This window comes from Gordonia zhaorongruii, from assembly GCF_007559005.1.
In the GTDB taxonomy this organism is placed as follows: domain Bacteria; phylum Actinomycetota; class Actinomycetes; order Mycobacteriales; family Mycobacteriaceae; genus Gordonia; species Gordonia zhaorongruii.
The window spans coordinates 722573-738184 of sequence record NZ_CP041763.1 but is presented as its reverse complement, the minus strand read 5'-3'; the positions used below and the strand labels follow the sequence as shown (position 1 = coordinate 738184).

The following is a 15612-nucleotide window of genomic DNA, read 5'->3' as shown; positions in this document are numbered from 1 at the left end:
TCAGCGCATACCGAGCTGCGAGGTGCAGGACGGCCATGCGCCCCAGCCCTGCGCGGCCTGAGTCTTCTTGGCGATCGCGATCTGCTCCTCGCGGGTTGCCATGTCGGCGCGCGGGGCGTACTTCTGGCCGCCCCAGCGGTCCCAGGTGTTCTGATCGAACTGGATGCCGCCGTAGAAGCCGTTACCCGAGTTGACCGCCCAGTTGCCGGTCGACTCGCACTGCGCGAGGCGATCCCAGACACTGCCCTCCGGGACGTGCGGTGCGCCCGGCTTGGTGCCGATCTTGACCGTGGTCGGAGTCGGCTTCTTCTCGACGTCTTCCTTGAGCTTGATCTTCTTGGTCACCTCGCCGTTGACCTTGGTGATCTTGTAGGTGACCTTGGCCTTGCCCGGCTTGCCCTTCTTCAGGACCTCGGTCTCGCCCTTGGTGAGCTCCGGATCTTCCTTCTCGATCTCGGGCGAGTCGATCTTCTCGTCGAGGGTCACCTCTTCGGTGCGGATGCGGGTCACCTTGACGACCATGCCCTTGCGCACCGGGGTGTCCGCCTTCGGGAACACCTTGTCGGTCCTCTCGAGCGGGGTACCCGCACGCTCCAGCAGGTCGCCGACCGTCTTGGCGGCGATCGTCGGGCGCGACGTGTCGCTGCCGTCCTTGAGGACGACGCGCTTGGGAGTCGTCACGTCCACGTCCGTGCCGTCGGCGGGCAGCTTGGCGTCGAGGCTCGTGTCCACGGCCGCGCCGTTGGTCAGCCCCTGCTCGGCGAGGACCTCACGGACGGTAGACGCGTTGGTGGTGACGACCTCGGGCTTGCCGTCGATCAGCAGCTCGACCTGCTTGAGACGGTTCACCTCGATCGTCTGGTTGTCCTTGGGCGAGCTCGCCAGCGAGACGTTGACGAGGTCACCGGACTCCGGGTTGACACCGTTATCCTCGAGAACGCTCTCGACGGAGAAGGCCATGGTGCTGACCTCGGACTGCTGGCCGTCGACGGCGAGCGTCACTTCCTTGTGCATGACCGCACCCGTGACCGCACCCGCGGCGACGGTCGACAGGACTGCGCCGCATGCGATGCGGGCGCGCATAGACGTGGACGTGTTGATTCGCTTGAAGACAGACAAGATTATTCATTCCGGCAGGGGACACTTCGATCACGGTACGGTAACGAACCGGGTGTGGTTACCGCAACGTAACCTCGTAGGCAGAACGGGCGTTTCCGCCCAGAATCGCTGCCATCTCCTCGTCCTCGAGCCCCTTCACCGCCGCCAGACCGCGCGCCGTGTACGGCAGGCAATACGACTGATTCGGCTGGCCACGGTATGGATGCGGGGTCAGGAACGGCGCATCGGTCTCCACCAGCATCCGGTCCAGAGGGGTGGTGTGAGCTGCGACACGTAATTCGTCGGAGTTGGCGAACGTCACAGTGCCGGAAAAGCTCAAGTAGTAGTTGCGATCCACGCATTGCGCCGCGACGTGCCGATCGCCGGAGAAGCAGTGCATGATGACCGTTTCCGGCGATCCCTCGGCCGCGAGCACGTCCAGCAGGTCGCGATCGGCTTCCCGGTTGTGGATCATCAACGGTTTGCCCGTGCGCTTCGCGAGGTCAATATGCCAGGCGAACGCATCGCGCTGAACGGCGGGGTCCGCGCAGTCGTCGGACCGCGTCGTCCAGTAGTAGTCCAGGCCGGTCTCCCCTACCGCGACGACGCGCGGATCGGCCACCATCGCCTCGATCTCCGCCCGCGCGGCGTCGTCGAGGTCCGCGGCATGAGTCGGATGCAGCCCGACCGCGGCGAACGCCCGTTTGTCCCACGAAGCTGCCTGCACGGCCCACCGTGCGTCGACCATGTCGTCGGCGACGGTCACCACGTGCGAGACGCCCACCGACTCGGCATGGTCGAGAATCGCCTTCACCGATTCCGGCGACCGACCGCCGCACGCGGCGAGGTGCGTGTGCGCGTCGAAGAGGCCCGGCAGCGGTGCCGGGTCGGGTGGCGGCTGGCGACGCTTGTCCTTCTTGCTGGAACTCACAGGTCCACTGTGCCCGATACGACGGTGACGCTCGCACCGCCCACCCAGATGGTGCCGCTCTCGACGTCCGTGTCGACGTGCACCCGGCCGGCGCGCCGCAACGCAGTGCCCTGCGCGGCCACATACGACGCCGGCGCCTGCCCGGCGCCGCACAGCCAGACCGCCAGCCCGGCGTTGAGGCTTCCGGTGACCGGATCCTCGGGCACTCCGATGCCGGGCCCGAACGCGCGGACCTCGTAGTCGGCACCGCGATGTTGCGCCTGGGCGGCGCTCCACGGCGCGATCACCCCGACCAGCAGGTCCCCGAGACCCGCCATATCGGGGCGCAACGCCAGTACTTCCTCGCCGGAAGTCAGCCGAACGCCGATCCATTCGGGTCCGTTGGCCACCCAGTTCGCGTCCACGATCCGGCGACGGCTGATACCGAGCGCGGCGGCGACCTTCGCCAGCACCGGGGCGTCGACCGGACCGGACCGGATGAGCGGCGGCGCCGCGAACGCCAACCGGTGTCCGTCCACCTTGATCTCCACGAGCCCGATCCCGCACTCCTGGATGATCGACCCCGAGGCGGACTCGCCGCCACGCTGCAGCCAGGCGTGAGCGGACCCCAGCGTCGGGTGCCCGGCGAACGGCAGTTCCCCGCCGGGGGTGAAGATCCGCAGCCGGTAGTCGGCGCGCTCATCGACTGGCGACTGCACGAACGTGGTCTCGGACAGATTGGTCCATCGGGCGAACGCCGCCATCTCCTCGACCGTGAGGTCATCTGCATCGAGTACCACGGCGACCGGATTCCCGGCCGTGGGGCGCGTGGTGAAGACGTCGACCTGTCTGAAAGCGCGTGTCCGAGTCATCCGACCATGGTGCACGAGTACGGGTAGCGTCTGAGCAGTGCTGGGACTACCTGACGAAATCACCGTTGCGCTCTTCGATCTGGACGGGGTGCTGACGACGACGGCTGCCGTCCACCAGTCCGCGTGGAAGAACGTCTTCGACCGCTACCTCGCCGAACGCGGCGACGGGTCGGCGCCCTTCAGCGAGCGCGACTACCTCGACTACGTGGACGGCCGCCCTCGACTGGACGGCGTGCGCACGTTCCTCGCCTCGCGCGACATCGTCGCCGATGACGACACCGTGACCGCGATCGCCGAGGACAAGAACACCGAGTTCCTCGGTGTCCTCGAGCGGGACGGCGTCGACGCCTACCCGGGGTCGGTCCGCTATCTCGAAGCCGCTCGCGACGCCGGGCTGCGCATCGCGGTGGTCACCTCGTCGAGGAACGGTGCACAGGTCCTCGACGTCGCAGGACTGTCGAAGTACGTGGAGCACCGCGTGGACGGCAACACGATCGTCGAGGAGAAGCTCAACGGGAAGCCCGCACCCGACTCGTTCCTGCGCGGCGCCGAACTGATGGGCGTGCCGCCCGCGCACGCCGCCGTCTTCGAGGACGCCATCTCCGGAGTCCAGGCAGGCGCCGCCGGAACGTTCGGTCACGTCGTCGGCGTCGACCGCGTCGGCGATGGATCGTCGAATTCGGCGCAGGCCGAGTCGATGCGTTCGGCCGGCGCCTCTATCGTCGTGGCAGACCTCGCCGACCTCCTCGACAAGTAAGGGGCCTCGACCGTGATCGACTCGACCGCCAACAACCTCGTCCACACGACGCACGGTGACACCTCCAGCCATCCGGACACGCTGCACGTGCCGACGCACGGCACCCACCCGGACCACGGGTTCGACGTGCACCCGTGGGAACTGCGGTGGCGCGGCTTCGACATCGACACGATCGGGCGCACCGAGGCGCTGTTCGCAACCTCGAACGGTCACATCGGTCTGCGCGGCACCTTCGAGGAGGGCGAGCCGGTCGAGGTTCCGGGAACCTATCTGAACGGCTTCTACGAATTACGCGACCTGCCGTACGCGGAGAGCGGCTACGGCTTCCCGGAGTCGAGCCAGACGGTGGTCAACGTGACCGACGGCAAGGTGATCCGTCTGCTGGTCGAGGACGAGCCGATGGACCTGCGGTACGGCAGCACCGTGGAGCACGAGCGCGTCCTGGACTTCCGCAGCGGCACGCTGCGTCGCGAGACCATGTGGACCTCTCCGACCGGTCGCACCGTCCGCATCCGCTCCGAGCGCCTGGTGTCGTTCACCAAGCGGACCGTCGCCGCCATCCGATACGAGGTGGAGCCGATCGGCGAGGACATGAGCCTGGTGGCCCAGTCCGATCTGCTCGCCAACGAGCCGATCGGCGGCCCGGGCGGCAAATCGGCGTCGGACGACCCGCGTCTGGCCGCCGCCCTGGACGCGCCCCTGGTCGCCGACCTCGCGGACTGCGAGGACTACTCGGCGGTGCTGGTGCACCACACTCGCCGATCCGCGCTCACCGCCGCGGCTGCGATGGACCACGAGATCGAGGTGTCCGGAAACGCCGACACCTCGATTCGAGCCGAAGGCGACCTGGCTCGATTGACCGTCGCGACCACGGTGGAGCAGGGCTCCAAACTGGTCATCACTAAGTACCTCGGTTACGGCTGGTCGGCGCGACGGAGCGTACCCGCCCTGCGCGCGCAGGTGGACGCGGCGATCGCGATGGCGAAGGAGACAGGCTGGGACGCGCTCAAGGCCGAGCAGGCCGAGTACCTCGACGCCTTCTGGCGCGACGCGGACATCGAGATCGAGGGCGACTCCGAGCTCCAGCAGGCAGTCCGCTTCTCGCTGTTCCACATCCTGCAGGCCGGGGCTCGCGGCCAGTCGCGCGCGATCCCGGCGAAGGGGCTCACCGGCCCCGGATACGACGGACACACGTTCTGGGACACCGAGACCTTCGTGATGCCGATGCTGACGTACACCGCTCCGGCGGCTGCGGGTGAAGAGCTCCGCTGGCGGCACAGCACGATGGACAAGGCGAAGGCCCGGGCCACCGAACTCGGCGAATCGGGTGCGATGTTCCCGTGGCGATCGATCAACGGCGAGGAGTGCTCGGGTTACTGGCCCGCAGGCACCGCGGGCGTCCACGTGTCGGCCGACATCGCCAACGCGACCGCCCGCTACATCCGGGCGACCGGCGACGAGGCGTTCGAGATCGAGTGCGGTGTGGAGTTGCTCGTGGAGATCGCGCGCTTCTTCTCGGGCCTGGGACACCACGACATGAACGGCGACTTCCGGATCGACGGGATCACCGGTCCGGACGAGTACACCGCCGTGGCGAACAACAACCTGTTCACCAACCTCGCCGCGCAGCAGGCGCTGCGCGAGGCCGTCACCTCCGTCAGTCGGCATCCGGCCGTGGCTCGCGAGCTGGGCGTGACCGGCGCCGAGACCGCGCGCTGGTCCTCGTGCGCAGACGATATGACCATCCCGTACGACGACGCCCTCGGGGTGCACCAGCAGTGCGAGGCGTTCACGCTGCTGGCCCCCTGGGACTTCGAAGCCTCTACCGGCCGGTACCCGCTCCTGCTGAACTATCCGTACTACGACCTGTATCGGAAGCAGGTCGTCAAACAGGCCGACCTGGTGTTCGCGATGTACCTGTTCGGGGACCGTTTCACTCCCGAGCAGAAGCTCGCGAACTTCGACTACTACTACCCGATCACGGTGCGCGACTCCTCACTGTCGGCGTGCTGCGAGGCCGTCGCCGCAGCCGAGGTCGGCTACCTCGACCTGGCTTTCGACCTGATGAGCGAATCGGTGTTCACCGACCTGCACGACCTGCACAACAACGTGTCATCCGGCCTGCACATCGCGGCCCTCGCCGGGGCATGGACCGACTGCGTCGCCGGATTCGGCGGCATGCGCGACTTCGGCGGGGCCATCACGTTCGCCCCCCGGCTCCCACGCCAGCTCTCGTACCTGAGTTTCCGCATGACCGTCCGCGAATCCCGGATCCTCGTCGCGGTGACCGCCGACTCGGCCACCTACCGCCTGGTCTCCGGCCCGACCCTCGAATTGGCGCACCACGGCGAGCGATTCGTACTCGGCGACCATCCGGTGATCCGTCCGATCGAGGCGCCCCCATCGCGTCAGGCCCCGATCGCACCACCGGGCTGCGAACCGTACCGCCGCGCGCTCTGACTATCCTGGAAAACACTATGGTCAACGCCTCCCCCGCCGACGCGCCGTTCTACGTCACCACTGCGATCGCTTATCCGAACGGCGCCCCGCACATCGGCCACGCCTACGAGTTCATCTCCGCCGACGCCCTCGCGCGCTTCAAAGCGCTCGACGGATTCGACGTCCGCTTCCAGTCGGGCACCGACGAGCACGGTCAGAAGATGCAGCAGACGGCCCAGTCCCAGGGCATCGAGACCTCGGAGCTGGCCCGACAGAACTCGGACCGATTCCAGGCCCTCCACGAGGTCCTCGGCACCGACCTGAGCCGCTTCATCCGCACCACCGACGCCGACCACCATCGTGCGTCGGAGGAGATCTGGCGCCGCATGCAGGAGGCGGGTGACATCTACCTCGACTCGTACGCGGGCTGGTACGACGTCCGCGACGAGGCGTTCTTCACCGAGGACGAGACCACGGTCGACGACGAGGGCAACCGCATCGCCACCGACAACGGTCACATCCTGACCTGGACCCAGGAGCAGACCTACTTCTTCCGATTGTCGAATTACCAGGACCGGCTGCTCGAGCTGTACCGGTCGCACCCCGAGTTCATCGGCCCGGACACGCGCCGCAACGAGGTGGTCAAGTTCGTCGAAGGCGGACTCAACGACCTGTCGATCTCACGGACCACGTTCGACTGGGGCGTCCAGGTTCCCGGCAGTCCCGACCACGTCATGTACGTGTGGGTGGACGCGCTGACCAACTACCTGACCGGTGTCGGCTTCCCCGACGACCCGCAGACGCTGGACCGGTACTGGCCGGCCGACCTGCACATCATCGGCAAGGACATCATCCGGTTCCACTGCGTGTACTGGCCCGCGTTCCTGATGAGCGCCGGCCTGCCCGTCCCGAAGCGGGTCTTCGCGCACGGCTTCCTGTTCAACAAGGGCGAGAAGATGAGCAAGTCGGTCGGCAACGTCGTCGACCCGCACGCACTCATCGACGAGTTCGGCCTGGACCCGGTGCGCTACTTCTTCCTCCGCGAGGTGAGCTACGGCCAGGACGGTTCGTACTCGGCGGAGGCGATCGTCTCCCGCAAGAACTCCGACCTCGCCAACGAGTACGGCAACCTCGCGCAGCGCACCCTGTCGATGATCGGCAAGTACTTCGAGTCCGCGCTTCCCGAGCCCGGCGACTTCACCGCGGAGGACCGTGCTCTGCTCGACGCCGCGGACGCCCTGCTCAACCGGGTGCGCGCCCAGTTCGACGTCCAGGCGATTCACCTCGGCCTGGAGTCGATGTGGCAGGTGCTGGCCGACGCGAACCGCTACATCTCCGCACAGGAGCCGTGGAAGCTCGCCAAGACCGACCTCGAACGCACCGGGACCGTGCTCTACGTGTGCGCCGAGGTGGTGCGCATCGTGTCACTGCTCGCCCAGCCCGCCATGCCCGGATCGACGGCGAAGCTGCTCGATTCCCTGGCCGTCTCCGCCGAGCCCGCCGCCCGTTCCTTCGCCGCGGTCGGCGACCGCATGGTGCCCGGCACAATCCTGCCCAAACCGAGTCCGATCTTCCCGCGCCACGAGGGATGATCGCCCTCGACGTCGTCCGTGCACTCCACGCGCACACGACGCGAGCGGGCGTTCCCGGCCCGGCGGCATTGATCGGCGAGTGGGCCGACGCAGATGCGGTGATCGCGCCGTCCATCCGGCTGCGGCCGGGGGCGGGTCCGCCGGACCGCCCCGACGAGTACTGGTTCGGCTCGATCGCCTTCCCGGCGCATGACGCCGCAGCCACGGCCCCGGACGTGATCGGCGGTTTCTCCGACGGCGTCCTGATGCTCCGGGACGGGGTCTGGTCATGGACGTCGGTCACCGGAATCCCGTGCCCGCCTTGGGTCTCCGAATGCCTCGACGCCGCCGCCGGAGGCCGAGCCGCGCGAGCACGGCCATGGTCCGCCCAGTGGACTGCGCCGGACAAGGCGCCCCACGTGGCCGGAGTTCGGTCCTGCCTCGACGCGATCACGGCGGGCGAGGTGTACCAGGCGTGCGTCTGCACGCGCTTCACCGGCCGTCTGACCGGCGCTCCGATCGACTTCTTCAGCGACATCGCGGAATCGACGGCCCCGACTAAGACGGCGTGGCTGGAGAGCGATCGGGGTGCGATCGCCAGTTTCAGCCCGGAATCGTTCCTGGACCGTCGCGCCGACCACGTCACCTCGTCGCCGATCAAGGGCACGATCGCGGCCCACGCCGAGCCCGGCGCCCTGTCCGGTTCCGTGAAGGACATCGCCGAGAACGTGATGATCGTCGACCTGGTCCGCAACGACCTCGGTCGCGTGGCCGCCACCGGCTCAGTGCACGTTCGTGACCTGCTGACCCTGATGCCCGCCCCCGGGGTGTGGCATCTGGTGTCGACCGTCGGGGCGGATCTGCTGCCCGGCGTCGGCAACGACACGCTTCTGGAAGCCGCGTTCCCGCCCGCATCGGTGACCGGAACACCGAAGATCCGGGCGCTCGAACTGCTCGCCGCCTGGGAGGATCACGACCGGGGCGCGTACTGCGGCGCGATCGGCGTCGCAGGCCCCGACGGCCTGCTCGACCTGTCCGTCGCCATCCGCACCGTGACGGCCGAGAGCGACGGCGTTCTCACGCTCGGCGTCGGCGGCGGCATCACGATCGATTCCGACCCGGACACCGAATGGCAGGAGTGCCTCGACAAGGCCGCCGCTATCGTGTCGGCGACGGCCGCGACGCAAGCGCCCGCCCCCACGCCGCCAGCATCCCGATGAAGGTGACGCTCCACGCGGCGAGGGCGACCCAGATCTCGACGTGCCCGATCGCGTCCAGGATCGGCAGATCGTGGACCAGCCCCAACTCGCGGCTGGCGACCCCGTACATGCCGAGGGGGAAGACGATGGCCCACAGCGAGACCTCGTATCGCAGCGGCACCCTCGACCGCCGGTGCCGCCAGTAGCCCAGGAACATCAACGGCGGAATCAGCCAGGTGCCGAAGGCCCAGAACAGCACGGACAACGCGGCGATCGCACCGCCCGTCACCTCCAGGATCGGAACGTGATGCATGCCGTCGATGCTCATCCCCGCGACGACGGTGATGGCAGTCGCGCCCATCGCGACCCAGTACGCGCCGGACACCTCCCGCGGGTCCGGCCGATACAGGAGGATGCGAGCGGCGACGAGGACCGCCGTCGCCAGGTAGAGGAAGGCGCCGACCGCCCAGCATGCGACGGCCAGCAGCGCGAGTTGGGCGCGACCCGAATCCACATGCGGCGCAAGGGTGGCGCTGAGCACGGCGACCGACTGGGTGGCGACGGTCCAGATGAACCAACTTCCGTCGGCTTCACGCAGCGCGCGCCCACCGCCCCGTGATCCGAATGCGCACGCGGGCAGCACGTATCCGAGGACCAGCCACGCCGCTCCAGCGAGACCGAGCAGCACCGCAGCCGCACCGATCTCGTCCGCGATCACGAGGCGGGTGCCGATCACCGCGGTGGCCGCGACGAAGGTGAAGAACCCGAACGTGCGTCCCGCACCGGCCAGGTCCGCGACCACCGCATCGGAATGCCGGCTGAGACGAACCAGGTTCAGCGCGACCAGAATCGCGTATCCGGCGCACGCGATCCACAGGAGGATGGACGAGAGCATCGTCCATCCCTGCAGGTGTGCGGCCACCGACACGATCCCGGTCGCCATGACCATCGAGAAGTAGCCGGGATCCAGGTTGCGGACCATACCGTCGGACCCGGTCGTCGTCACCGATCCGGTCTGCACGGTTCAGTGTTCCCGAGCGGTGAGCACGGCCTCGTAGACGTCACGCCGCGAGAATCTGGTTCCGCCGATCACCTGAGCGCACGCATCCTTCAGACGCAGTCCCGAATCGGCGAGTTCCCGTGCGCGGGAGACGAGTTCGTCGAGTGTGACGGTGGTGTCGATCTTCGCGGCTCCGGCGATCACCACGGTGATCTCCCCCTTCACCCCGGCTGCTGCCCACTGCGCCAGCTCGCCGAGACCGCCGCGACGCACCTCCTCGTACGTCTTGGTCAGTTCGCGGCAGACGGCGGCGCGCCGATCCTCGCCGAGAACGGACGCGGCGTCGGAGAGGGTCTGGGCGAGCCGGTGCGGTGATTCGAAGAACACGACGGTCCGCTGCTCGTCGCGCAGACCGGTCAGCCACTCGGTGCGCTGGCCCGGCTTGCGCGGCGCGAAGCCGTCGAAGGCGAACCGCTCGGACGGCATCGCCGACAGCGCCAGCGCCGTCGTCACCGCGGACGGGCCGGGCAGACAGGTGATCGGCAGCCCGGCGTCGGCGCAGGCCACGACCACGCGGTACCCGGGATCGCTCACCGAAGGCATGCCCGCATCGGTGACCAGGAGGACCCGTTCCCCATCGGCCACCGCCTGCATCAGCTTCGGCGCCCGAGCCGCCTCCACCTGGTCGTAGTAGCTGACGATGCGGCCGCCGATCTCGACGCCGAGCGACGCGGCGAGCGCCTTGGTGCGGCGAGTGTCCTCGGCGGCCACGACGTCGGCGGTTGCGAGCGCGTCACGCAGACGTGGCGATGCGTCGCCGGACTGCCCCATCGGAGTACCCGCCAGAATCAGTACGCCGTGCGCTTCGTCGTTGGTCGTCACGGAACCCAGGTTACGACGGGTCGGGGCCCGTTCAGTCCAGGTACCCGACGAACAACGTCACGGCGCTCTCGATGACCGAGTCGACGACCGCCCGGGATCCGGTGCCGAGCCAGCAGAGGGTGATGCCGTCGGTCTGAGCGATGATGGTCGGGGCGAGATCAGCCGGCGGCACCCGCCATGTGCGGCCGGTGATCCGCGCAACCTGGTCGAAGACGCGGACTGCCGCCTCGTAGTAGCCCTCGTACAGCCGCTCGGCGAGATGAGCCAGCCCATCCGTCCGGCGCGCGTAAAGGGCGAGCGAGATCAGTGCCTGCTGACGGCCCGGATCGGCGATCACGCTGTCGGTGAAGGCGGACAGCGCGGTGCGGATCAGTTCGTCGGCGGGCCCGTCGCACGCGGGCAGACCGGCGAGTCGGTCCGCCCAGTCGATCATCACCGCGAGTTCGTCGGCCACCCCCTGCTCGACGACGGCGGCCAGGAGCTCGTCACGGGACTCGAAGGCGTAGAAGATGCTCGACTGCCCCATCCCGGCTTCGCTCGCGATCCGGCGGGTGGTGGCGGCTTCGACGCCGTCTGTCGCGACCACGCGCAGGGTCGCGGTGATCACCGACGCGCGGCGTTGCTCCACTGTCAGCCGTGCCATCGGTACCTCGATCTCTTTCACAGAACCGGATTGATCAAGCGATCAACTAACGTGATGCCAGTCACTTGTATACACGATGACTAGCATGGGGCGCGTGACGTCCGCCGCCCCAGCCACTGCCGACCGTGAGCTCGACGAGCTTCCCCGGCAGACCGAGGATCTCGGCACCAGACCAGGACCGGTCATTCCGGAGCCGGTGTTCGGTGCCACCGACCGGGGGCGGGGCACCCTCGTCGGAATCATCATCACGCTCGTCGCCGCGCTCACCCGCTTCTGGGGTCTGACCCAGCCCACCGACGGCGGCACACCGGTGTTCGACGAGAAGCACTACGTCCCGCAGGCCTGGCAGGTGCTGACGGGCGGGCAGTGGATCGAGGACAACCCGGCCTACGGACTGGTGGTGCACCCGCCCGTCGGGAAATGGGTGCTCGCGGCAGGCGAGGCGATGTTCGGGTACGGGCCCATGGGCTGGCGGTTCATGTCCGCCGTCTGCGGTGTCGTCATCGTGCTGGCGATCTACCTCAGCGTCCGCCGATTGAGCCGCTCGACGCTGGTCGGCGCGATCGCCGGCATCCTCGCGATCTGCGACGGGGTCCTCTTCGTGCAGTCGCGGATGGGCATGCTCGACATCGTCCAGACGGCGTTCGTCGTGCTGGCGTTCGCCGCCCTGATCGCCGACCGCGACCAGATGCGCGCCCGCATGCACCGAGTCTTCCTCGACGGCCGTATCGACGACTCGCCGTTCGGTCCGAGGTTCGGTTTCCGGTGGTACCGGTTCGCAGCAGGCGTGATGCTCGGGCTGGCGTGCGGCACCAAGTGGTCGGGGCTCTACTACGTCATCTTCTTCACCGTCCTGTGCCTGGGCTTCGACGTGGCGGCCCGCCGGGCGTACCACGTGAAGCGGCCCTGGGCGGGGGTCCTGCGACGCGACGTACTGCCCGCAGGCCTGTCCCTCGCCGTGATGCCGGTCGCCATCTACCTCGCGTCGTTCGCCACCTGGTTCGCGTCCGAGTCGTCGGTCTACCGCTACGTGGTCGGCACCGAGATCGGGTCCGGCGGCACCTTCTCCTGGGTTCCCGCCGCGCTGCGATCCCTCTGGTACTACGAGGCGGGAATCCTGGACTTCCACGCGGGCCTGACCAACTCGGCGGGCAATCATCACCCATGGGAGTCCAAGCCGTGGACCTGGCCGATGAGCCTGCGACCCATGCTGTACGCCGTCGAGTACGGGCCCGACCAGTGCGGCGGCGCCGACTGCGTGCGGGGACAGATGCTGATCGGCACGCCCGCCATGTGGTGGCTCGCCGGGCCGATGATCCTGTGGGCGCTGTGGCGCATCGCCTCCCGGCGCGACTGGCGGTACGTGGCCGTGCTGGTCGCGTACAGCGCCGGGATCCTCCCCTGGTTCGCCGAACTCGACCGGCAGATGTACTTCTTCTATGCGACCGTGCTCGCACCGTTCCTGGTGATGGGCCTCGCTCTCGCATGCGGCGACATCCTCCGCGCCGGATATCGTGCGAGACGGCCGGACCGTCGCACCGTGTCGGTGCTGATCGTCGCCTTCTACGTGACTCTCGTGATCGCGAACTTCGTCTGGCTGTGGCCGATCCTCACCGGTTCGCCTATCTCGGACCTGGAGTGGGGTCGTCAGATGTGGTTGCCGAGCTGGACCTAGCCCGCGCAGGCTGCGGCTCGTTCGCGACGAGCCAGAGCAGCAGCGCGACGACCACCACGCCACCGGTCACCGCGAACGCGAGTTCGTAACCGACGCGGTCCGCGATGAACCCGGCGACCAGCGGGCCGCTCACCGCCCCCAGATCGGACGACATCCCGTAAGCGGCGAGGGCCGACCCTCCACGCTGACGGTCGGCGAGGAGATCGCCGAGCGCGGCCTGATGGGTGGGTGCGAACAAACCGGAACCGAGGCCGGCGACCGCCGTCAGCACGAGCACCGTCCCGATGTCGGGGGCCCAACCGAGCACCATCGTCGACGCCGCCGCCACCGTCAGCCCCGGGATCATCACCGGCCTGCGCCCGAACCGGTCGGAAAGCCTGCCCGACACCATGATCGCGATGATGTTCCCCGCCGCGTAACACGCGAGGACGACGCCGGCCCATCCGGCGCCCTGCCCGAGCCCCTGCTCCACGAACAGCGGCACGATGGCGATCCGGACGCCCATCGACGCCCACCCCTGCGCGAAGTTGGATGCGAGGATGGCCCGGTACTCACGCCACCGGAGCGCCTCGAAGAATCCTGCGGCCGGCAGGCCCGACGGCGACCCGTCGGTCGCAGTCGGGGCGGGTGGCGCAGCGGGCATCGCGAACGCGACTACCGCGGCGGCGATCAGCAGGGCTATCGCGTACACCACGAACGGCAGCCGCAGCCCGAAGTCGACGAGCGCCGCGCCGATGAGCGGCCCAGCCAGATTGCCGAGCAGGAAGCCCGCCGAGAAGTATCCGGACGCACGCCCGCGGATCGCCGGTGGCGCCAACCGGATGAGCAGGGCCATCGCCGAGACCGAGAACATCGTCGAACCGATGCCGCCGGCGGCGCGGAACACCAGAAGCTGCCAGTAGGCGTCGGCGAAGGCGCAGGCGAACGTGCTCGCGGCGACGATCAGGAGCCCGGTCAGATAGATCCGGCGTTCGCCGAGCTTGGTGACGAGGCGTCCGGTGGTCGGGGCGAACAGCAGTCGCATCACCGCGAACGCGGAGACGACGGCGGTCGCCGCCGTCACGCCGACGCCGAAATCGCTGGCGAAGATCGGCAGTGCGGGCGCGATCAGCCCGTAGCCGAGCGCGATGACGACGTTCGCGGCCAGCAGGATCCACAGCCCACGAGGCAGCTGGTTCATGCCCCGAGGCTATCGGGGTCTGCCGGGACCGGCGTCAGCGGCGCACGATCATCACGGGAACCTGGGCGTGGTGCAGCACCTTCTGGCTACGCGATCCCAGGAGCAGCCCGGCGAAGCCGCCGCGGCCGCGGCTTCCCATCACGATCAGGGACGCCTCGTCGCGGGCCGCGTCGAGAATCGCCTTGGCCGGCTCCTCGGGGATCACCACCCGCTCCACCTCGACGTCGGGATAGTCCTCGCGGTAACCGGCCATGCGCTCGGCGACCGCCTCGATCGCCTGGTTCGACATCTCCTCGATCTCCGCCTGATCGAGACCGAAACCATGCAGGGCATCGGCGTCGAGCGGCGTCCAGGTGTGCACCGCGACGAGCTTGCACTTGTGCACGTCGGCCTGGCGGTAGGCCTCTTCGACGGCGGGGTCGCTGACCGCCGAGTCGTCGACGCCGACCACCACGGGGCCGTCTCCGCCGGTCGCCCCGTGCGGCACGATGACCACCCTCCCCTTGGCATGTGCGGCGACGTTGGTACTCACCGATCCGAGGAACAGGCCCTTGACGCTGCCGAGGCCGCGGGTGCCGAGCACGATCGTGTGCGCGGTGGCGCCTACCTCCAGCATCACCCGTGCCGCGTCGCCCTCGACGATGGAGCCGCTCAGCTCGATGTCGGGCACCTCGCCCCGCGCGATCTCGGCGGCCGACTGGACCGCGCTCGTCGATTCCTTGCGGATCGCGTCGATCACGTCCTGCGGAATGACCAGGCCCGGCGCGTAATCGCTCGTGGTGGAACTGTATGCGGCGACGATCTTCAGCGGGAGATGTTCGGCCGCCGCCGTCCGGGTGGCCCAGCGAACCGCATCCGCCGAAGCCTCAGAACCATCTACACCGACCAGGATCACACTCATCGCAGACACTCTCCTTCAGGCGTCGGGCCCGGAACCGCACGTCAACGACTCCGATTACAGCCTGACTCCATTCTGTCCCAATCCCTGCCGGATTGCAGGGGCATACCCGGCATTCGAGTCTCGGTAGACTGACGGTGCAGGAAATCCGGTCGGCAACCGGCCGTGCGACTCGAAGAGGACGTGACCATGACCACCGACGAACGTCGGGCAGCCATCCGCGATGCGGCTCTCCACGTGTGTGCGACCTTCGCAGCGGGGCTCGTGGTGCTCATCGTCGCGCTGAACACCGACGGCGGCGTGCACACCGCCTTCTTGATCGCCGGCCCGGTTGTGATCGTGATCGGCACGATCGCAGCGATGGTCCGTACCTGGCTGATCTGGCGCCGGAACGGGGATTGGCAGATGTGGCAAGGCGCTTCGTGGTTCCTGCTCGGGCTGAGCGTGACGTGGGTGTTCGGCGCCATCCCGGCCCTCATCACCTGATC

At 68.4% G+C, this 15612-nt stretch carries 14 protein-coding genes; 6 read left to right on the top strand and 8 right to left on the bottom strand.

Features of this window, described 5'->3' with window-relative positions; all coding sequences use genetic code 11:
* From FO044_RS03310 to FO044_RS03300, 3 genes are read right to left on the bottom strand one after another with little or no spacing between them, the layout of a single operon-like run.
* Positions 1-1119, bottom strand: coding sequence for a resuscitation-promoting factor (locus tag FO044_RS03310; RefSeq protein WP_235831425.1), 1119 nt, complete (start codon positions 1117-1119; stop codon positions 1-3).
* 58 nt (positions 1120-1177) lie between these two features.
* Positions 1178-2029, bottom strand: a complete 852-nt coding sequence (locus tag FO044_RS03305; protein ID WP_186290579.1) for a TatD family hydrolase — start codon at positions 2027-2029, stop codon at positions 1178-1180.
* Positions 2026-2880, bottom strand: a complete 855-nt coding sequence (locus FO044_RS03300) for a PhzF family phenazine biosynthesis protein (protein ID WP_132993234.1) — start codon at positions 2878-2880, stop codon at positions 2026-2028. The genes FO044_RS03305 and FO044_RS03300 overlap by 4 nt, the downstream gene beginning before the upstream one ends.
* A gap of 37 nt (positions 2881-2917) precedes the next feature.
* Between FO044_RS03300 and FO044_RS03295 the strand changes: the two genes are divergently transcribed.
* From FO044_RS03295 to FO044_RS03280, 4 genes are all read left to right on the top strand, one after another.
* A complete protein-coding gene (locus FO044_RS03295; RefSeq protein ID WP_132993233.1) occupies positions 2918-3637 on the top strand; it encodes a beta-phosphoglucomutase family hydrolase in 720 nt (239 codons plus the stop codon).
* 87 nt (positions 3638-3724) lie between these two features.
* Complete coding sequence (locus FO044_RS03290) at positions 3725-6097, top strand: glycoside hydrolase family 65 protein (RefSeq protein ID WP_412917616.1); 2373 nt, start codon at positions 3725-3727, stop codon at positions 6095-6097.
* 17 nt (positions 6098-6114) lie between these two features.
* Positions 6115-7668: a methionine--tRNA ligase gene (metG, locus tag FO044_RS03285; protein WP_143965327.1), complete on the top strand. Its 1554-nt coding sequence runs from the start codon at positions 6115-6117 to the stop codon at positions 7666-7668.
* On the top strand, positions 7665-8867 hold the full coding sequence (locus tag FO044_RS03280; RefSeq protein ID WP_132993230.1) for an aminodeoxychorismate synthase component I: 1203 nt from the start codon (positions 7665-7667) through the stop codon (positions 8865-8867). The genes metG and FO044_RS03280 overlap by 4 nt, the downstream gene beginning before the upstream one ends.
* On the opposite strand, the gene FO044_RS03275 is transcribed toward FO044_RS03280, so the two are convergent.
* The 3 genes from FO044_RS03275 to FO044_RS03265 are packed head-to-tail and all read right to left on the bottom strand — an operon-like array spanning position 8806 to position 11371.
* Entirely contained in the window at positions 8806-9852 is a 1047-nt protein-coding gene (locus FO044_RS03275) for a tellurite resistance/C4-dicarboxylate transporter family protein (protein WP_235831424.1), read from the bottom strand. The genes FO044_RS03280 and FO044_RS03275 overlap by 62 nt on opposite strands.
* Before the next feature lie 18 nt (positions 9853-9870).
* Positions 9871-10728 carry a 16S rRNA (cytidine(1402)-2'-O)-methyltransferase gene (gene rsmI, locus FO044_RS03270; protein ID WP_268896107.1) on the bottom strand — a complete coding sequence of 286 codons (858 nt, stop codon included), beginning with the start codon at positions 10726-10728 and terminating at the stop codon, positions 9871-9873.
* Between the two features lie 31 nt (positions 10729-10759).
* Positions 10760-11371 (bottom strand): TetR/AcrR family transcriptional regulator, encoded by a 612-nt coding sequence (locus FO044_RS03265; RefSeq protein ID WP_132993229.1) that lies wholly within the window; start codon positions 11369-11371, stop codon positions 10760-10762.
* An 85-nt stretch (positions 11372-11456) separates the two neighbouring features.
* On the opposite strand from FO044_RS03265, the gene FO044_RS03260 reads away from it, so the two are divergent.
* Positions 11457-13046, top strand: coding sequence for a dolichyl-phosphate-mannose--protein mannosyltransferase (locus tag FO044_RS03260; RefSeq protein WP_132993228.1), 1590 nt, complete (start codon positions 11457-11459; stop codon positions 13044-13046).
* On the opposite strand, the gene FO044_RS03255 is transcribed toward FO044_RS03260, so the two are convergent.
* Positions 12994-14226 (bottom strand): MFS transporter, encoded by a 1233-nt coding sequence (locus tag FO044_RS03255; protein ID WP_132993227.1) that lies wholly within the window; start codon positions 14224-14226, stop codon positions 12994-12996. The two genes, FO044_RS03260 and FO044_RS03255, sit on opposite strands and share 53 nt — an antisense overlap.
* Positions 14227-14260: 34 nt before the next feature.
* Positions 14261-15127 (bottom strand): universal stress protein, encoded by an 867-nt coding sequence (locus FO044_RS03250; protein ID WP_132993226.1) that lies wholly within the window; start codon positions 15125-15127, stop codon positions 14261-14263.
* 186 nt (positions 15128-15313) lie between these two features.
* Between FO044_RS03250 and FO044_RS03245 the strand changes: the two genes are divergently transcribed.
* Entirely contained in the window at positions 15314-15610 is a 297-nt protein-coding gene (locus FO044_RS03245) for a hypothetical protein (protein WP_132993225.1), read from the top strand.
* The last annotated feature ends 2 nt before the right edge of the window (positions 15611-15612 follow it).

Coding starts and splice junctions, on each gene's coding strand:
- FO044_RS03250 (WP_132993226.1), bottom strand. CDS start 15,127: ATGAGTGTGATCCTGGTCGGTGTAGATGGTTCTGAGGCTTCGGCGGAT.
- FO044_RS03300 (WP_132993234.1), bottom strand. CDS start 2,880: ATGACTCGGACACGCGCTTTCAGACAGGTCGACGTCTTCACCACGCGC.
- FO044_RS03280 (WP_132993230.1), top strand. CDS start 7,665: ATGATCGCCCTCGACGTCGTCCGTGCACTCCACGCGCACACGACGCGA.
- metG (WP_143965327.1), top strand. CDS start 6,115: ATGGTCAACGCCTCCCCCGCCGACGCGCCGTTCTACGTCACCACTGCG.
- FO044_RS03245 (WP_132993225.1), top strand. CDS start 15,314: ATGACCACCGACGAACGTCGGGCAGCCATCCGCGATGCGGCTCTCCAC.
- FO044_RS03260 (WP_132993228.1), top strand. CDS start 11,457: ATGGGGCGCGTGACGTCCGCCGCCCCAGCCACTGCCGACCGTGAGCTC.
- FO044_RS03255 (WP_132993227.1), bottom strand. CDS start 14,226: ATGAACCAGCTGCCTCGTGGGCTGTGGATCCTGCTGGCCGCGAACGTC.
- FO044_RS03265 (WP_132993229.1), bottom strand. CDS start 11,371: ATGGCACGGCTGACAGTGGAGCAACGCCGCGCGTCGGTGATCACCGCG.